The sequence below is a fragment of the Collinsella aerofaciens genome (assembly GCF_009876115.1).
Taxonomy (GTDB): Bacteria; Actinomycetota; Coriobacteriia; order Coriobacteriales; family Coriobacteriaceae; genus Collinsella; species Collinsella aerofaciens_N.
Map to the genome: position 1 here is coordinate 197,254 of NZ_WWSY01000001.1, position 15,869 is coordinate 213,122.

17 protein-coding genes are annotated in these 15,869 nt (G+C 60.5%); 1 reads left to right on the top strand and 16 read right to left on the bottom strand.

Annotated features, from left to right (window positions below; genetic code table 11):
* Nucleotides 1-31: 31 nt before the first annotated feature.
* The 14 genes from GT571_RS00920 to alaS form a co-directional block, all read right to left on the bottom strand.
* Nucleotides 32-1,660, bottom strand: coding sequence for a DNA repair protein RecN (locus GT571_RS00920; protein WP_161155090.1), 1,629 nt, complete (start codon nucleotides 1,658-1,660; stop codon nucleotides 32-34).
* Nucleotides 1,650-2,510, bottom strand: a complete 861-nt coding sequence (locus GT571_RS00925) for an NAD(+)/NADH kinase (protein WP_035138200.1) — start codon at nucleotides 2,508-2,510, stop codon at nucleotides 1,650-1,652. Before GT571_RS00925 ends, GT571_RS00920 begins: the two co-directional genes overlap by 11 nt.
* The gene (locus GT571_RS00930) at nucleotides 2,507-3,310 is read right to left on the bottom strand and encodes a TlyA family RNA methyltransferase (protein WP_161155092.1); all 804 of its coding nucleotides are present in this window, start codon (nucleotides 3,308-3,310) and stop codon (nucleotides 2,507-2,509) included. Before GT571_RS00930 ends, GT571_RS00925 begins: the two co-directional genes overlap by 4 nt.
* A gap of 44 nt (nucleotides 3,311-3,354) precedes the next feature.
* The gene (locus GT571_RS00935) at nucleotides 3,355-3,585 is read right to left on the bottom strand and encodes an exodeoxyribonuclease VII small subunit (RefSeq protein ID WP_117736309.1); all 231 of its coding nucleotides are present in this window, start codon (nucleotides 3,583-3,585) and stop codon (nucleotides 3,355-3,357) included.
* Nucleotides 3,586-3,587: 2 nt separating this feature from the next.
* Nucleotides 3,588-4,175: a transcription antitermination factor NusB gene (gene nusB / locus GT571_RS00940; protein ID WP_117803269.1), complete on the bottom strand. Its 588-nt coding sequence runs from the start codon at nucleotides 4,173-4,175 to the stop codon at nucleotides 3,588-3,590.
* A 3-nt stretch (nucleotides 4,176-4,178) separates the two neighbouring features.
* Nucleotides 4,179-4,541: an Asp23/Gls24 family envelope stress response protein gene (locus tag GT571_RS00945; RefSeq protein WP_006233982.1), complete on the bottom strand. Its 363-nt coding sequence runs from the start codon at nucleotides 4,539-4,541 to the stop codon at nucleotides 4,179-4,181.
* 24 nt (nucleotides 4,542-4,565) lie between these two features.
* On the bottom strand, nucleotides 4,566-5,129 hold the full coding sequence (gene efp / locus GT571_RS00950; RefSeq protein WP_006233983.1) for an elongation factor P: 564 nt from the start codon (nucleotides 5,127-5,129) through the stop codon (nucleotides 4,566-4,568).
* Nucleotides 5,130-5,289: 160 nt separating this feature from the next.
* Nucleotides 5,290-6,420, bottom strand: coding sequence for a M24 family metallopeptidase (locus GT571_RS00955; protein WP_161154868.1), 1,131 nt, complete (start codon nucleotides 6,418-6,420; stop codon nucleotides 5,290-5,292).
* 131 nt (nucleotides 6,421-6,551) lie between these two features.
* Entirely contained in the window at nucleotides 6,552-7,661 is a 1,110-nt protein-coding gene (locus GT571_RS00960; RefSeq protein WP_161154870.1) for a dehydroquinate synthase/iron-containing alcohol dehydrogenase family protein, read from the bottom strand.
* The gene (locus tag GT571_RS00965; protein ID WP_099431675.1) at nucleotides 7,658-8,191 is read right to left on the bottom strand and encodes a shikimate kinase; all 534 of its coding nucleotides are present in this window, start codon (nucleotides 8,189-8,191) and stop codon (nucleotides 7,658-7,660) included. The genes GT571_RS00960 and GT571_RS00965 overlap by 4 nt, the downstream gene beginning before the upstream one ends.
* An 8-nt stretch (nucleotides 8,192-8,199) precedes the next feature.
* Complete coding sequence (locus GT571_RS00970; protein WP_099431674.1) at nucleotides 8,200-8,697, bottom strand: YqeG family HAD IIIA-type phosphatase; 498 nt, start codon at nucleotides 8,695-8,697, stop codon at nucleotides 8,200-8,202.
* A gap of 1 nt (nucleotide 8,698) precedes the next feature.
* On the bottom strand, nucleotides 8,699-10,132 hold the full coding sequence (gene mltG, locus GT571_RS00975; protein ID WP_240136072.1) for an endolytic transglycosylase MltG: 1,434 nt from the start codon (nucleotides 10,130-10,132) through the stop codon (nucleotides 8,699-8,701).
* A complete protein-coding gene (gene ruvX, locus GT571_RS00980) occupies nucleotides 10,125-10,553 on the bottom strand; it encodes a Holliday junction resolvase RuvX (RefSeq protein WP_161154872.1) in 429 nt (142 codons plus the stop codon). Before ruvX ends, mltG begins: the two co-directional genes overlap by 8 nt.
* Nucleotides 10,554-10,570: 17 nt before the next feature.
* A complete protein-coding gene (gene alaS, locus GT571_RS00985; RefSeq protein WP_161154874.1) occupies nucleotides 10,571-13,228 on the bottom strand; it encodes an alanine--tRNA ligase in 2,658 nt (885 codons plus the stop codon).
* A 194-nt stretch (nucleotides 13,229-13,422) separates the two neighbouring features.
* On the opposite strand from alaS, the gene GT571_RS00990 reads away from it, so the two are divergent.
* Nucleotides 13,423-13,662, top strand: a complete 240-nt coding sequence (locus GT571_RS00990; RefSeq protein WP_161154876.1) for a hypothetical protein — start codon at nucleotides 13,423-13,425, stop codon at nucleotides 13,660-13,662.
* 6 nt (nucleotides 13,663-13,668) lie between these two features.
* Here the strand turns inward: GT571_RS00990 and GT571_RS00995 are convergent, their stop codons facing one another.
* Entirely contained in the window at nucleotides 13,669-15,081 is a 1,413-nt protein-coding gene (locus tag GT571_RS00995) for an AI-2E family transporter (protein ID WP_161154878.1), read from the bottom strand.
* Nucleotides 15,078-15,869 (bottom strand): RNA polymerase sigma factor SigF, encoded by a 792-nt coding sequence (locus GT571_RS01000; protein ID WP_117635146.1) that lies wholly within the window; start codon nucleotides 15,867-15,869, stop codon nucleotides 15,078-15,080. The genes GT571_RS00995 and GT571_RS01000 overlap by 4 nt, the downstream gene beginning before the upstream one ends.

A 15,869-nucleotide genomic window follows, 5' to 3' on the forward strand; every position in this document is an offset into this window, starting at 1 on the left:
TATTTTGTCCCACCAACACCGCTGATACAACTTAGCCTCGAGCTTCTTCGAGCATCTGCTTTGCGTGGGCCAAGCTTGCCTCGGACTGATCGCCGCTCAGCATTCGGGCGATCTCTGCGGTACGGGCGTCTCCCGTCACCTCGTCCAGATGCGTCTGGGGAACATCGCCGGGTTCCTTGCTCACCACGTAGTGCTTATCGGCCATAACGGCGACCTGCGCCAGGTGCGTAACGACTATCACCTGATGCGTCGCGGCAAGATCGGCCAGCACACCAGCAAGAGCACGAGCCGTGGAGCCGCCGACACCGGCATCGACCTCGTCAAACACCAGCGTATCGACACCGTCCGCATTACCCAAGACCACCTTGCTCGCCAGCATAACGCGGCTGAGCTCGCCGCCCGACGCAATGCGGCGCAGGGGTCGCGGCGTCAAGCCAGCACCGCTGCGATACAAAAGCTCGTAGCTCGAAGGACCCGCCGGCGTCCACTCGGCGCGCGGAAGATCACGCGACTCCCAAACGAGCTCGGCGCCGCCCATCTCCAAGCGTGCCATCTGACGACCAACCTCGTGGCAGAAGCGCGGGGCCGCCGTATTGCGAGCGCGCTTAAGCGCCTTGGCGGCAGCGAACAGCTCGCGCTCGGCGCTCCCGAGTGCCTCACGCGCCTTTTTGATCTGCTCATCGCCATCATCGACCAGGGACAGCAGCTCTTGCGAGCGATCGCGCATGGCAAAAACATCGTCCATGGTGGGACCCCACTGACGCAACAGGCCCTTGAGGTCGGAATACCGCTCACGCATGCGAGCGAGCTCGCGCGGGTCGAAGGCGACGCCATCGCGATAGGCACGAAGCTCGTTCGCGCTATCCTCAAGGGAGATGCAGGCATCCGTAAGCGCATCGGCAATGTCGCCCAGTTTGCGATCGACGGTAGCCATACGGGAAAGCTCTGCCACGGCGCTGTTCACGGCATCGAGCGCTCCACCTTCGGCGGCAAGCGATGCATGGGCATCGTTAGCTGTGGCAACCAGTACCTCGGCATGCTCGGAGCGCGGCAGCAGCTCCTCGAGCTCCTCATACTCACCCGGCTTGGGGTCGACCTCGGCGATACGCTCCAGGGCGAAGCGCGCCTCCTCGACGCGACTCCCCTGCGCACGTGAGGCTTCCTCCACACGGCGAAGCTCCTTGGCGGCGTCACGCGAAGCCTTGAAGCAGGCACGGTAACGGTCGAGCGCCTCGAGCGCAGAGCGACCAGCCCAGGCATCGACCATGGCAACGTGATGCGCCGGATCGAGGAGGCGCTGGTGCTCGTGCTGACCGCAAAGATCCATCATCACGCCGACGCGCTCCGAAAGCTCACGCACGCTGGCGATGCGGCCGTCAATTTTTACGCGGCTGCGGCCCTCGGCAGAAAGGCTACGCTGTACGGTGAACCCCTCCGTGTCGTGCGGACCGTCGAACAGGCGTGCCTCGACGCTCGCCAGCGCCTCGCCCTCGCGCACCGTCGACGAATCCGCGCGCTCGCCCAAAATAAGCTTGAGGGCCGAGAGCAGCGCGGTCTTGCCGGCGCCGGTCTCGCCGGTCAAAACCGTTAGGCCCGCACTCGGAACCAACGTCGCCTCGCGAATGAGCGCGATGTTGGAAACCTGCAGCTCATCGATCATGGCGCACTCCATAGAACACGCGGCTCACCGAGTTATAGAAGCTCTCGGGACCGTAATCGAGCAGCAGCACGTCGCCGGGACCACGGCGCACGGCCACGCTCTCGACCGTGCCATCGCAGGTAATAAACTGTCCGTCGATGGCAATCGCCGGCACGCTCGGGCGATCATCGGACATAAAGATCTCGACGACATCACTCGGCGAGGTCAAAAAAGCGCGAGCCTGAATGGTATGGGGGGCGATGGGCACACAGACCATACCCGTGTAATCGGGGCTGACAATGGGACCGCCGGCGGAAAGCGCGTAGCCGGTGGAGCCGGTCGCCGTCGAAACGACGACACCGTCGCCGCGAAGGCGGTCGATATGATGGCCGGACACCGTGATGTCAAACTCAACCATATCGGACAGGGGGCCGCGCGTAAGTGCCATATCGTTGAGGGCAAACGTGCGCACGACATCCTTCGTGCCGTCTTCGCGCACGGACACGATATCCGCGGCGATGGTGGCGCGGCGGCTCACGTGCAGCTCGCCGGACAGGGCGTCGCTCACGACCTGCAGAATGTCGCGCTCCTCGGGGCTCGCAGCAGTTAAAAAACCCAGGTGACCATAGGAAAGGCCAAGGATAGGAATCTCGCGATGGTTGAGGATGCGGGCAGCGCGCAGCAGCGTACCGTCGCCGCCGAGCGTAATGACCAGATCGGAGCCGTCAATATCAGGCGTGCTTTGAATCTTCGATCGCTGGTCGGCAGCCCATGCGACCTCATAGCCCTGGCGCGTCAGCCAAAGCTCGAGCATCAGGCCGCTCTCGACCGCCTCTTGCTTGTAGTAATTGGGAACCAGAAAGACCTTCATAGCGTTGCAGCTTTCTCGCTCAAAACCGATACCTGGGATTGCAGCTCATCGTCGGCGCACTCCCCGGGGACAAACCTTGTGCCGTACAAGAAAAACTCAACGTTGCCCTTAGCGCCATGGATGGGCGACACGCACACGTCAAGCGGGAACAGGCCCTTGACGGCAAAAAGCTCAATCGCCGCCACGAGCGTATCGCGGCGGACGGCGGGGTCGGTCACGATACCGCCCTCGCCCACCAGCGCAGCCGGCGCCTCAAACTGGGGCTTTACGAGCGTGCAGAACGAACCCGAAGGCTTCAGGCACGCCAGCACGGCGTCGATTATATTCGTGATGCTGGTAAACGAGACATCGCACACAGCCAGGTCGATGGCGCCGGCATAACCAAGCTCAGGCAGCTGCGTCACGTTTGTGCGCTCATGCAGCGTCACGCGATCGTCCTGACGCAGCGACCAATCAAACTGGGCACGGCCCACGTCCACCGAGACAACGGTCGCAGCTCCGCGCTTGAGCAGGCAATCGGTAAAGCCGCCGGTAGAGCAGCCAACATCCAGACAGGCAAGGCCCGTCGGATTGATACCAAACGCATCAAGCGCGCCTTCAAGCTTAAGACCGCCGCGGCCAACATAGGGAATGCGCCCCTTCACGTGCAGCGGCAGGCCCGGGATCACCTTAAGGCCCGGCGAAGTCAAACGCTCACCGCCACTCGAGACCAAGCCGGCCATAAGAGTGCGAAGGGCATCCGCGCGATCGGCGCAGATGCCCTTTGAAATCAGTTCGTCATCAAGACGCACGCGTTTCATGAATGCCATCAACCATTCGTATCCGGAGATGCGGCCTAGCTATCCTAGGATTCGTTTGCCGCATCCTCATCGTATTCCTGCTCGAGCTTGTCGGCCTCACGCGGCGTCAGCTCAAACTTATCGACCATGTCGACCGCGCGGGAGCCCAGCTCAATCGCTTCGTCAAACAGATCGAGTGAACGCTCCAAGGACGTATCCTTGGAGCGAACGGTAGCGATGATCTGGTCCAGACGGTCCGAAATCTCGTCAAAGTTGCGGACAGAACCCTCTGGCATGGCTACTCCTCGACGGAGTCGGCCTCGACGGCCTCAGCAGCGTCCACATCCTCGGCAAGTACACCGGCGGTAGCCTGAGCGGCAGCGACCTTGGCGGCAGCCTCAGCAGCCTGGGCCTCCTCGCGAGCGCGATCCTCGGCCAGCAGTTCCTGGTACAGGTCCTCGCCCGGCAACTCCTCGCTGCGCGCGATCTTGCCCAGCACGCCGTTGACGAACGACGCGGACTGGTCGGTGCCATAGGCCTTGGCAAGTTCGACGGCCTCGTTGATCACGATAGCGTCCGAGACCTCTTCGTCGGTGAGGAAGCGCATCTCGTAGACGGCGATACGCAGCAGATTGCGGTCGGCGCCGGGCATGCGCATAAGATCCCAGTTCTTGGCAACGGAGCGCAGAGCGCAGTCGATGCGATCGATATGCTCGTAGGCACCGCGGCACAACTCCAGTGCATAGGGGTCGAGGGGACCCTTCGAGATCAGGAAATCGCCCTCGAGGACGCGCTCGAGCGGGCTGTCCGTGGCCTCGGCCTGGAACAGCAGCTGCAGCGCCTGACTGCGGGCAAGCGTGCGCCCGCGATAAACCTTAAGGCTCAAAGGTTACTCCTTGGGGAAAACGAGGCCGTCGATACAAACGTCAACGCGCTCGACCTCGACACCCACCTGGGCATCGATGGCGGCGACTACAGCGGCGCGAACGGCCTCGGCGAGTTTCTTGAACGGATAGCCAAAGAACACCACAACGCGCACGGTGAGTGCGAGCTTGTCGCCGACGACCTCGGCCTCGACCGCCGGCTCGGAAGCCGGGGCCTTGGACGAGAGCATCATGGAGACAAGGTTGGTGGCAAGGTCCTTGACGCCAACGGAGGCGATGCCCTCGACATCGGACACGGCGCGCGAGACGATGGCGGTCAGAACATCGGGCGAAATGCCGATGCCGTCAATCTTGATTTCCTGGGGCATGAGTCCTCCTAGAAGAGTTGGTTGCTAGACGCGGGAGACGAACTTGCCGTCGCGGGTGTCAACCTTGATGACCTCGCCCTCGTTGAGGTACATGGGGACCTGGATGACAGCGCCGGTGTCGATCGTGGCCGGCTTGGTGGAACCCTGGACGGTGTCGCCCTTAAAGCCCGGGTCGGTCTGGACGATGGTGGTCTCGATGAACATCGGCGGAGTCACGCCCATGAGCTCATCGTCGGCGAAGAGCAGCTGGCAGATGTCGTTCTCGCGCAGCCACTTGGAGTTCTCGCCCACCATGTCCTCGGGAACGGGAACCTGCTCATAGGACTCATTGTCCATGAAGATGTAGTCGGTGCCATCGTTGTAGAGGTACTGGAACTCACGGGTGGTGAGCATGACGCTCTCGAACTTGGTGCCGGCGTTGCAGGTGTTCTCGACGACGCGGCCGCTCTTGATGTCGCGGGTCTTGTAGCGCACAAACGCGCCGCCCTTGCCCGGCTTGACATGCTGGAACTCGACGATGGTGTAGACCTTGTCCTTGATGCGGAGACCGAGGCCGTTCTTGAAGTCGGCGGTAGAAATGGTAGGCATAGTGACCTTTCTTGTTATGGGCAGAACGCACAAACGTCCAAATTACATACGATGGAAATTATACACTTGCAGACGGCACCTGCAGCGAGTGCATAAAAAGAGAACGCGGGGCGTCCGAATCGATCCGGACGCCCCGCCCCAAACTATCTACCGAAGTAGACTAGCAATCGATGACGTGAAGGTCATGCGGCGTCTTGGTGAAGGGCTCGTAGCCGTTCTCGGTGACCACGCCGTAGTCCTCCAGACGCACGCCGCCCACGCCGGGCAGGTACACGCCGGGCTCCATGGTGATAACCGAGCCGACCTCGATGATGTTCTTGCTGCGGTTGAAGTTGGGCAGCTCATGGATGTCGATACCGACACCATGGCCCAGACCATGGTTGTAGTAATCGCCATAGCCGGCATCGCCGATAATCTTCTTGGAAAGCTTAAAAATGTCATTGCCCTCGACGCCCGGATGGATGGCGGCGACGCACTCCTCGTGCGTACGGCGCACGAGCGCGTACAGGTCGAGCTGTTCCTGCGTGGGCTCGCCCATCACGACGGTACGCGTCATATCGGAGCGATAGTCGCAGTAGCCCGCGCCGTAGTCCATCAGGACAAAGTCGCCCTTCTCGATCACACGGTCGCTCGGAACGGCATGCGGGTTGGCGGTGTTGGGACCGCTCGCAACGATGGAGCCAAAGGCCAGGCTATCGGCGCCGTTGGCGAACATAAAATTCTCGAGCTCGTTGCGAACCTGCTTCTCGGTCATACCAGGCTTAATAAAACCGAGCATGTGCTGGAAGGCGGCGTCGGTGATCGACTGTGCATGGCGCATGAGCTCGATCTCCTCGGCATCCTTGATGGCGCGCATCTTGCGGATGTCGTCGTGCATCAGCGGCAACATGCAGGCGACGGAACGATCCTCCAAGCCACGCTGGATACCCTGGTAGAAGTTGATCTGCATATCGTCCTCGACAGCGCAGACGCGGCACTTATTGACCGCGATCTTACCGGCGACCCAACCGGGGATGGTGCCCTCGTCCATGTCGTAGACCCAGGGGCTGCCGGCGGGCGTGTTCTCCTCAAAGCTGTTGAGGTAGCGCGAGTCGGTATGGAACAGGCACTGGTCAGCCGCAATAAACGCCGCGTGCGGGAACTCGAAGGTGTAATCGAAGACGCCCTTCACGCCCGTGAGCCAACGAAGATTGGCCTCGTCGCGCACCACGATAGCATCGTAACCGCGCTCAGCCATCAGGGCACGGACACGCTCGATACGACCGGCAGGACCGGCAGCAAACTCAGACATGCAGATTCCTTTCTTGTTGTCTCAACGAAGACGGGACGGGCTCAATCAACGTACGGAATCGCATGCGATCCGCAACCGATTGGAAACCCGCCCCTCAACATGATACGAAAGACGATGAAAGTCAATAAATCTTAGAGAAGTTCTTTACGAGAAGCCAAGTAGGCGTGAGCATGGCGCTCAAGAACCTCGTCCTCAACGTTCGTTAGGCGAATGGCGCCGAGTGCCGCGGGCAGCGGCAGCATGCTGCGGTTTGAGCGCACGAACTGCTGCCTACGGAACTCCTCGATATATGCGGTAGGCTCCAGATCGAAGGCAAGTTCCTCGATACCAAAGTCCTCCAAGCAGTCATCGACCTCAAAGACGTAATCGATATCGAAATCGCAGGCATCATGTGCTAGGCGCGCCTCAAAGCGCATGCCCTCGGACAACAGCTGGTAGGCAGGGACCTGCGAAGCGGCATCGCCCAAGCAGGCGCGCAGGGTACACTCCCCCGTCTTGCCAAAATCGAGCGCATGGCGAGCGCTCGGGTTCGTGGCCATCAGTACGTCCTTGCGGGCAGTCTGAGACCATTGAACGGCATTGACGAGCGCGACCTCCTCACCCGCGAGAATCTCGGGGACGGTCTCAGTAAACTGATTCCAGCGGGACTTGCTGCTCGAAAGCATAGTGCCAACAAGTACTGCATAGCCGAGCTTGAGGTCCTCGGGGTCCGCCTCCCGAACAAGGTCGAGGTCACACACGACCAGGCCCGGTTCGGGACGGAACGCGATAGCGGGAAGCGCATTCGCCGACGAAGCGACGAGCGGCTTCATGGTCGTCGCGACCGTGAGCATGGCATCGAACGTCGTCGGCAGCAGCGCGCACTCGGTTCGGACACACCACTGGTTGGCGCACCAGCTAACAACCGAGCAGGTTGCGGCATCGCCAACGGCGACAACCAGATCGTCGCAGGTAATGCCGTGGGCAGACAGGGCGCCAAAGATAGCATCGGCATCGGCCAGCGTGGCACCAGCAGGCGAAACCTCGAGAGGGAGCTGTGACATGACAAAACCGGCATCAACCAGCGCATGCTCGATGACCTCGCCTAAACGCTCTGACGTGGCGGTGTTCCAAACCACCATCGCACGCTTAGGCTTGCCCACAGCCGAGGCAAACATGCGCGACAGCTCCTCGAACGCCCCCAATCCGACGCGGACATCGACACTGCGGTTTTGGAAATTGATAAGTTGACGGCGAATCATAGCAGTCCACGCTCCAAAAGCATCTCGGCACAAAGGTAGGAAACGTCCTCGAAGGACTTGTTGCGAATATCAAGGGTAATATCGGCCGCCTGGCGATACAGCGGACGGCGATGCTCAAACAGGCGCGCAGCGTGCTCGGGCGAGCGGAAATCGGGCCGGGTATCGGAGCGACGAATCTGGCGCAACGAGTCCTCAAAGTCGCCTTCGAGGTACACGCATGTACCCATCTCGTGCATCAGCTCAATGTTCACCGGCGTCTCGACGATGCCGCCCCCGCACGATACCAGCAGGCTGCGCTCGCTTTGAAGCGAACGGAGTGCCGAGGTCTCGAGCTCGCGAAAACGATCCTCGCCCTCGGTCTCAAATATCTCGGTCACCGACTTGCCGCATCGACGCACAACCAAGCGATCGGTATCGATAAAACGCCGCTTGAACATAGTGCCCACATTGCGCGCAAGCGTCGACTTGCCCGCGCCCAAAAAGCCGATAAAGAAGATATGGTCGCAGCCGTGTTTGATGTGCTGGGACATGGCGAAACCTATTCCTCGCAGGGAAGGTCGCGCAGGGCCCGGCGCTCAAAGATACGGAAGATCTGCGTGTACCACAGGTCCTGGGTTGCCTGCGGCTTGACCAGAATAGTGTCAACGCCGGCAAAGTTACCGCTCCACACGTCCGTGTACAGCTGATCGCCGATCAGCACCGCCTCGTCTGCCGTGGCGCCGAGGCGCTTAAGACCCGCCTTCAAGGCAAACGGGGCGGGCTTCATGGCGTGGCTGATGGCCTCGAGTCCCAGCTCGCGTGCAGAGCTCATGACCTGATCGCGATGCCAGTTGTTGGACACCATGCACAGCTTAAAGCCTTTGGCGCGGGCGGTATCGAGCCAAGCGGAAACCGCGGCGGGAACCTGCTCGGTGTCGCGCGGAACCAGGGTGTTATCGCGATCGAGCAGAATGGCGCGTTTGCCGTCGGCCCACAGGGTATCAAGGTCGATGCGATCGACCGAGGCAACGTATCGTTTGGGGCTAAATATCCTCATGCTAATTCCAAGACTGTTGATGCTCTTCGTAGGTTTGCGAGAAGTACTCCTCGTCCTGCGTAATGTAGAAATACAGGTCATCGGAGTCGGTCGGCTCAAGCGTGGCCTTGAGTGCCTCGAGCGACGGAGAGCAGATGGGCGTGGGTGGCAGGCCCTCGTGCTTATAGGTGTTATAGGGGCTATCGCTCTGCAGGTCGTCGGCGGTAACCTCGCCACCGGTGACATACATCATGGTCGCATCGCTGTTGAGATAGCGCAGACCGTCGAGCTTGCCGGCAAGGCGGTTGTAGAAAACCGAGGCCACGTGCGCACGTTGATCGGCGTTGAGGCCCTCGCGCTCAACGATAGAGGCCAAGTTGACGATGTCGTAGTCGGACATCTCCACACCGTAGCGCTCCTTGATCTTGGCTTCGCAGCTCGCAAAGTCAAGCGACTTGTACTCGGTCTTAAACTGATCGAGCATGGCGCGAATCACGTCATCGGCCGTCGGCGAATCACCCAACGAATAGGTCTTGGGGAACAAGAAACCCTCGAGCGAGTCGTTGGCGGCGCCCTTAAGGAAGCTATAGTCGTCCACATAGTTGGAGGCCTTGGCCTGGTTGAGGAAGTCTTCCTTAGAGATGCTGTCGTAGGCCTGGGCCACGCGGTCGGCGACTTGATCGACTGTCAGACCCTCAGGGATAGTCAGCGCATTGGAGCCCGCGTTGGGGCCTTCCATGAGCTGCTGAACAACCTTGGTCGCATCCATGAGTGTGGTGAACGAGTAGGTGCCAGGCTTAAGCGACATATCGGCGTTAAGCTTTTTCACCGCCGCGTAGTAATCCTTGGGATTTTCGACGATATGGTTCTCGGAGAGAATCGAGGCGATCGTATCGCCCGAAGCACCGTCGGGAATGGTCACCGTAACTTGCTGGCTAGCAGCGACTTTCGCATCCTCACCGGCAAAGAAGCCCTTAACGGCAGGTACGACAAAGAAAGCGATAGTAGCAAGCGCGATTACGGCCACCACAACGCCGATGATCATAGGAACCGGAGAACTCTTCTTTTGAGCACCGCGACGAGCATGCGTGTTGTAGCTCGAGCGAGTCGCCGGAGCAACGCCATGCGAACCGCGAGCGTGATGCGAATGCGATTGGGGGGCCTGCGTTCGCTGGGTAGGTGCCTGTTGCTTAAAGCGAGCACCGCCTGCAGGCTGAGCCGAACGAGCAGTGGGCTGCTGAGCCGCGTGAGAAGCCGGATACTGAACCGAACGAGCAGAAGGCTGCTGACCCGTCCGTTGAACAGGTTGGGCCGAACGAGAGGAGGACTGCACCGGGCGCGCGGCAGACTGAGCTGCGCGCTGGGTCGGCTGTGCCGGACGCTGGCCAGGCTGGGCAGGGCGCGACGCCGGCTGACGTGTACGATTCGGCTGGCGCGGATCGGGAGCGCTAGGCATGCGAAACCTCCTCGTTTTTACGATCAAGCCACGTCTGCAAAAACAGGCTGGCGGCAATCATGTCAATCTTGCCCCTCATCTGCTTTTCGTTGAGGCCCTGCTCGCGCAGGATACGCTTTGCCTCTTGCGAGGACAGGCGCTCGTCCTCAAACTCCAACGGAAGATCGAGCTCGTCGGCAATCTTTTGGGCCACGGCGGCAACGCGCTCGGCCTGGGGACCGGGCTCACCGGCCATGGTCAGGGGACGCCCACTTACCAGGAAATCGGGCTCATAGTCCTCAACCAGGTAGCGGAACGTCTTAGCCATACCGGTGACCTCTGCAGCCGGGAGCACCTTGACAGGCATCGCCATCTTGCCATCACGGCTCGAGACGGCGATACCGATCCTGGTCTCCCCTATGTCCAGCGCAAGCGCGACCACAGCGACTACCTAGATTCTTAGGCGCCGAGCGCGGTCTTAGCGGCCGCGAGGGCATCGGCGATGCCGGCGGCGTTCTTGCCACCGGCCTGGGCCATGTTGGGACGGCCGCCACCGCGACCGTCGACCAGGCCCGCGATCTGCTTGATCACGTTGCCGGCGTGGAAACCGGCCTTGACAGCGTCATCAGAGCCGGCGGCGAGCAGGGCCGGGGTGCCCTTCTCGGTCACGCTGGCGACGACGCAGGCGACAGGACCGGCGACCTTCTGGTGCACGGTATCCCAGACGTTGCGCAGGTCGGCAGCCTCAAGGCCCTGGAGCTCAGCGACGACGAGCTTGTAGCCGTCGAGCTCGACGGCGCCCTCGATGGCGCTGGAGATAGCGTCGGAGGAGCCACCGGTCAGCGCCTTCTTGAGCTTGTTGGAAGTCTCGCGCAGCTCGGCCTGCAGGTTCTCCACGCGGGCGGGAACCTCATCCACGCGGCACTTGAGCGCAGCAGCGGCGGCGTCGACGAGCGCCAGACGGTCGGCCATGTAGTCGAGAGCACCCTTAGAGGTCACGGCCTCAATGCGGCGGACGTTGGAGCCCGTAGAGGACTCGGAAATGATCTTGAACAGGCCGATCTCGGCGGTGTTGGCGGCATGGGTGCCACCGCAGAGCTCACGGGAGAACGGCTGGTCCTCGGCGCCCACGGAGACAACGCGGACGACGTCGCCATACTTCTCGCCAAACAGGGCGACAGCACCGGCGGCCTTGGCCTCGTCGATGCCCATGACGCGGGTCACGACCGGCTTGGAGGCGAAGATCTGCTGGTTGACCAGGTCCTCGACAGCCTTGAGCTGCTCGGAGGACAGGGCCTCGAAGTGCGTGAAGTCAAAGCGCAGGTGCTCGGGCGTCACCAGCGAGCCAGCCTGGGAGACATGCTCGCCCAGGACCTGCTTAAGCGCAGCGTCGAGCAGGTGGGTGGCGGTGTGGTTACGGCGCAGGAAACCACGGCGCTCGGCGTCGAGCGCGGCGGTCACGGTAGCACCGACGGTCAATGTGCCCTCGGCAACGTGGGCGACGTGAGCATACAGGCCATTGTGGTTCTTGGTATCGGAAACGGTCAGCGCAACGCCCTCGGCGAAAAGCTCGCCGGCATCGCCCTGCTGGCCACCCATCTCGGCGTAGAACGGGGTGCGGTCGAGCACGACCTCGACGTCCTCGCCCGCAGCGGCGGACTCGACGGACTCACCGTTGCGAACGATAGCGACAACTTTGGCATCCTCGATCACATCGTTGTCATAGCCGTCGAACTCGGTCGCAGCGACCTTGTCCGAAAGCTCGACCCACACGTCGTTGAAGCTGCCCCAGGCGTCGCCCTTGGCATTGGCGCGGGCGCGGGCCTTCTGGTCCTCCATGCAGGCGGTGAAGCCATCCATGTCGACGTCGTGGCCAGCGGTGCCGGCGATCTCGACGGTCAGGTCGATGGGGAAACCAAAGGTGTCGTGCAGCTTAAAGGCAACATCGCCCGGAAGCACAGCGCCCTCGGCAAGCGCTGCCAGGGCCTCATCCAGGTAGACGCGACCGTTGTCGAGCGTCGTGGAGAAGCGCTCCTCCTCGGAAGCGACGATACCCTTGACGAGCGCGACGTTCTTGAGCAGCTCGGGATAGGACTCGCCCATCTGAGTGTTGACCTCGTCGATAAACTTGGTCAGGAAGGCGCCCTCGATGCCCAGCAGACGACCGTGGAACACGGCACGGCGGAGCAGGCGGCGAAGGACGTACTCGCGACCCTCGTTACCGGGCAGGATGCCATCGGAGATCATAAAGTCGACGGCACGGGAGTGGTCGGCGATGATGCGCAGGGAGCGGCTGGCACCGGAATAATCGTCGGCGTCATAGGTCTTGCCGCTGATCTTCTCGCCCAGCTTGATGAGGTGCTGCATCAGATCGCCGTCGTAGTTAGCGGTCTTGTGCTGCATGATGGCGGCCATGCGCTCCAGACCCATGCCCGTATCGAGGTTGCGGTGCGGCAGCTCCGGCATGGAGCCATCCTCCTGGCGGTCGTACTGGGTAAACACGAGGTTCCAGAACTCAAGGAAGCGATCGCAGTCGCAGCCAGGCTTGCAGTCGGGGCTGCCGCAACCGACCTCCTCGCCCATGTCAAAGTAGATCTCGGAGCACGGACCGCAGGGGCCGGTGGGGCCAGCAGCCCAGAAGTTGTCGTCCTCGCCCAGACGCGAGATGTGATCCTCGGCAACGCCCAGGGAGCGCCACACGTCATGGGTCTCGTCGTCCTCGGTAAAGACGGTGAAGTACAGACGGTCGAGCGGCAGCTTGAACTCCTTGGTGATGAGCTCAAAGGCCCAAGCGCAGGCCTGCTGCTTGGAGACGCCACCAAAGGAGAAGTCGCCGAGCATCTCAAAGAAGGACAGGTGACGGCCGTCCTCGCCGATGCAATCGATGTCGTTGGTGCGGACGCACTTCTGGCAGGAGATTGCGCCGATCTCCTTCATGGTCTTCTTGCCCTGGTAGTACTCCTTAAACTGGTTCATACCGGCGTTGGCAAGCAGCAGCGAAGGGTCGTCGGGGACGAGGGACGAAGAAGGATAGAGCTTAAGACCGCGCTCCTCAAAGAAGTTGAGGAACTTAGAGCGGATCTCGGCCGTAGTCATTGACGGGTAGTCAGCACTCATAGAGGGAATCTCCTCGGTTTCACATCGAAACAGTTCAAACGTAACGATATTACCATCCCACCGCGCCTGTGCAAAAAAGAGGGCCGCCAAACAGCGACCCTACAGCGAAAGTGCACGTTATTTAGTACTGTGCGATCCTTTGAAAAAGGGCTGCTGTAGAATTACATATAAGAGTCACCCGGAAGGAGCGATCGATGAAAAGCAAACGATTTTTCCTCAATGCACTTCTGTTAGCGGCACTTTTAACGCTTTTGGCTTTCACCTGCTGGTACGCAAACCAACCAGCATTTGGCTACGTGTTGTATGCAGTAATGTCCGGCGATAAGGCTTATTACACTCTACGTGCAATTGACGTTCTCTTTTTCTATGTTGCCGGCCCCTTATCAATCGCTCTGCTCGCGTTTCTTGTCATTTACAACTTCAAGAAACGTTAATAGGACCTATTTAGAATCCGAGTCGTCCATGGAGCCGTCGATGCCGGTTTTGGTGTCGTCATCCGTGTTGGAATCGTCATCCTTGGCGAAGGGGTTCTTGAAGAAGCCCGTGGCATCGGGCTGCAGGTCCGAAAGCTTGATCCAAGGATTATCGAGCTCGGGCTTGGGCATAGCTTTAGCCTCGGGCGCGGTCTCGTTACCGATGAGCTCGGACTCATAGATGAAGGTGTCGTCCCCAAGCGCGTCGTAGGCGGCGACCGGGTTGCCCTCGGCATCGCGATACGGCGTGCCCTTAAACACGGCGCCGTCATAGGCCACAAGCTGGCGGCCGGTCTCATTCTCGAAGTAGTACACGAAGATGCCCTTGAGGGCCGCACAAAGCGGGATGGCGATAATCATGCCGATGGGGCCCATGAGTGCCGAGCCAATAACGAGCGCCGTGAGGCTCATGATGGGATGCACCTGCACCGAGCTCTGCATGACCTTAGGCGAAATCACGTTATCGGTGACGTTTTGCGCGACCATCGTCACGATGAGCGTCCACAACGCCAACATGGGGCTGAACATAAAGCCGAGCACCGTGGCGATCGCCGCGCTCACCCAGGGACCGACAACCGGAACCAAGTGCATAATGCCGGTAAAGATGGCCATGAGCGCTGCGTATGGATGGCCAATGAGCGTAAAGCCGATAAAAGCCAAAAAGCCACCGCAGATGGACGTCACGACCATGCCGCGCATATAGCCGCCGACCGAGCGTGAAAGGATGGCAACCATAAAGCGGTACGAGGTCTCTTTTTCCTGTCCGATGATGGTGCAGACCTCGTGGTGCATACGGGGATAGTCGCAGGCCAACCAATAGGCAAGCACTAAGCCCAGGAAGATGACGAACAGCTGCGAGGCCGTATTGGTAATGAGCGGGAAAACACCGCGACCGAGCTCGGCAGCGATTTGCGAGACGTACTTGGACGCTACGGTAACCAGCGAAGAAAGATTGTCGTCCAGATACTCCTTGAGCGGCGTGTTGTTGAGCGTCTTGGCGTGCGAGAGCATCTCGTTGAGATCGCCACCCGCAACGCGAAGCTGCTCGGGCAGGCGGCTCAGGACTTCCATGATTTGACCGAGCAAAATAGGCGATAGGATGCAGACGACGCCGACGAGCACGGCAACAACCACAATGAGCGCGATGAGCGAACCGATGCCACGACCGACGCCGTGATGCTCGAGCCAATTGGTGATCGGGGACATCACAAAAGCAATGATGGAGCCGACGGCAAGAAACTCAATAACCGGTGCCAGGATGCCCATAAGGTTAAAGATGACGGCGGCGATGACGATGCAACCGACGACAGCCCAAATGCGAAGCGTCAGAATGCGGGTATCGCGCAGCGTGCGGTCGGTTTGTTGGGGGTGCTCACTCATGAACGAACCATCACTCCGTCAGGGTCAATCTTGTCTTGAATCTTCTTGAGGGTGCGGCGCAGTAGGCGCGAGACCTGCACCTGCGAAATGCCCAGCTTCTTGGCGATCTCGATCTGGGTCATGCCCTTCACAAAGCGTAGCTCGATCACCTCACGCTCGCGCGGCGAGAAATCGCGGATGGCTTCCTCGATTACCAGGCGGTCATCGGTAAAGTCGAGCTCGTTGTCGTCGTCGGCATAGCGATCGAGAATCGAGGGAGCATCGTCGGAGTCGGACGCGCCGGGAGCCTCGATGGGCACCGAGGTGTAGGCCGAGGACGATTCCATGGCTTCGAGCACCTCGTCGACGGTCACGCCAAGGTAATCGGCGATTTCCTCAACCTTGGGCGAACGCTGAAGCTCGTTGGTAAGCTTATCGGTGGCCTGGTTAACCTTGGCAGAGAGCTCCTGCAGACGACGCGGCACGCGCACACTCCAGCCCTTGTCGCGGAAGTGGCGCTTAATCTCGCCCAAGATGGTGGGCGTGGCAAACGTCGTGAACTCGAGTCCGCGCTCGGGATCAAAGCGATCGATAGCCTTGAGCAAGCCCAAGTACCCGACCTGCAAAAGGTCATCGAGCGGCTCGCCGCGGTTCTTGAATTTGTTGGCAAGAAACCTTACCAGGTTCATATGGGACATGACGAGCTGCTCGCGAGCATCCGGATCACCGGTCTCCTTATAACGACGAAACAGCTCGCGGGTTTTCTCCTTGTCCCAAGCGGTCTTGCCGCTCCGGGAGCGTTCGGTCAT

What these genes read in the sequence shown, in the direction of transcription:
- alaS (WP_161154874.1), bottom strand. Translation starts at nt 13,228, where the DNA reads ATGAGTGCTGACTACCCGTCAATGACTACGGCCGAGATCCGCTCTAAG.
- GT571_RS00970 (WP_099431674.1), bottom strand. Translation starts at nt 8,697, where the DNA reads ATGAGGATATTTAGCCCCAAACGATACGTTGCCTCGGTCGATCGCATC.
- GT571_RS00920 (WP_161155090.1), bottom strand. Translation starts at nt 1,660, where the DNA reads ATGATCGATGAGCTGCAGGTTTCCAACATCGCGCTCATTCGCGAGGCG.
- GT571_RS00945 (WP_006233982.1), bottom strand. Translation starts at nt 4,541, where the DNA reads ATGCCCCAGGAAATCAAGATTGACGGCATCGGCATTTCGCCCGATGTT.
- GT571_RS00925 (WP_035138200.1), bottom strand. Translation starts at nt 2,510, where the DNA reads ATGAAGGTCTTTCTGGTTCCCAATTACTACAAGCAAGAGGCGGTCGAG.
- GT571_RS01000 (WP_117635146.1), bottom strand. Translation starts at nt 15,869, where the DNA reads ATGACCGAACGCTCCCGGAGCGGCAAGACCGCTTGGGACAAGGAGAAA.
- GT571_RS00990 (WP_161154876.1), top strand. Translation starts at nt 13,423, where the DNA reads ATGAAAAGCAAACGATTTTTCCTCAATGCACTTCTGTTAGCGGCACTT.
- GT571_RS00960 (WP_161154870.1), bottom strand. Translation starts at nt 7,661, where the DNA reads ATGATTCGCCGTCAACTTATCAATTTCCAAAACCGCAGTGTCGATGTC.
- mltG (WP_240136072.1), bottom strand. Translation starts at nt 10,132, where the DNA reads ATGCCTAGCGCTCCCGATCCGCGCCAGCCGAATCGTACACGTCAGCCG.
- GT571_RS00935 (WP_117736309.1), bottom strand. Translation starts at nt 3,585, where the DNA reads ATGCCAGAGGGTTCTGTCCGCAACTTTGACGAGATTTCGGACCGTCTG.
- GT571_RS00995 (WP_161154878.1), bottom strand. Translation starts at nt 15,081, where the DNA reads ATGAGTGAGCACCCCCAACAAACCGACCGCACGCTGCGCGATACCCGC.
- GT571_RS00930 (WP_161155092.1), bottom strand. Translation starts at nt 3,310, where the DNA reads ATGAAACGCGTGCGTCTTGATGACGAACTGATTTCAAAGGGCATCTGC.
- efp (WP_006233983.1), bottom strand. Translation starts at nt 5,129, where the DNA reads ATGCCTACCATTTCTACCGCCGACTTCAAGAACGGCCTCGGTCTCCGC.
- GT571_RS00965 (WP_099431675.1), bottom strand. Translation starts at nt 8,191, where the DNA reads ATGTCCCAGCACATCAAACACGGCTGCGACCATATCTTCTTTATCGGC.
- GT571_RS00955 (WP_161154868.1), bottom strand. Translation starts at nt 6,420, where the DNA reads ATGTCTGAGTTTGCTGCCGGTCCTGCCGGTCGTATCGAGCGTGTCCGT.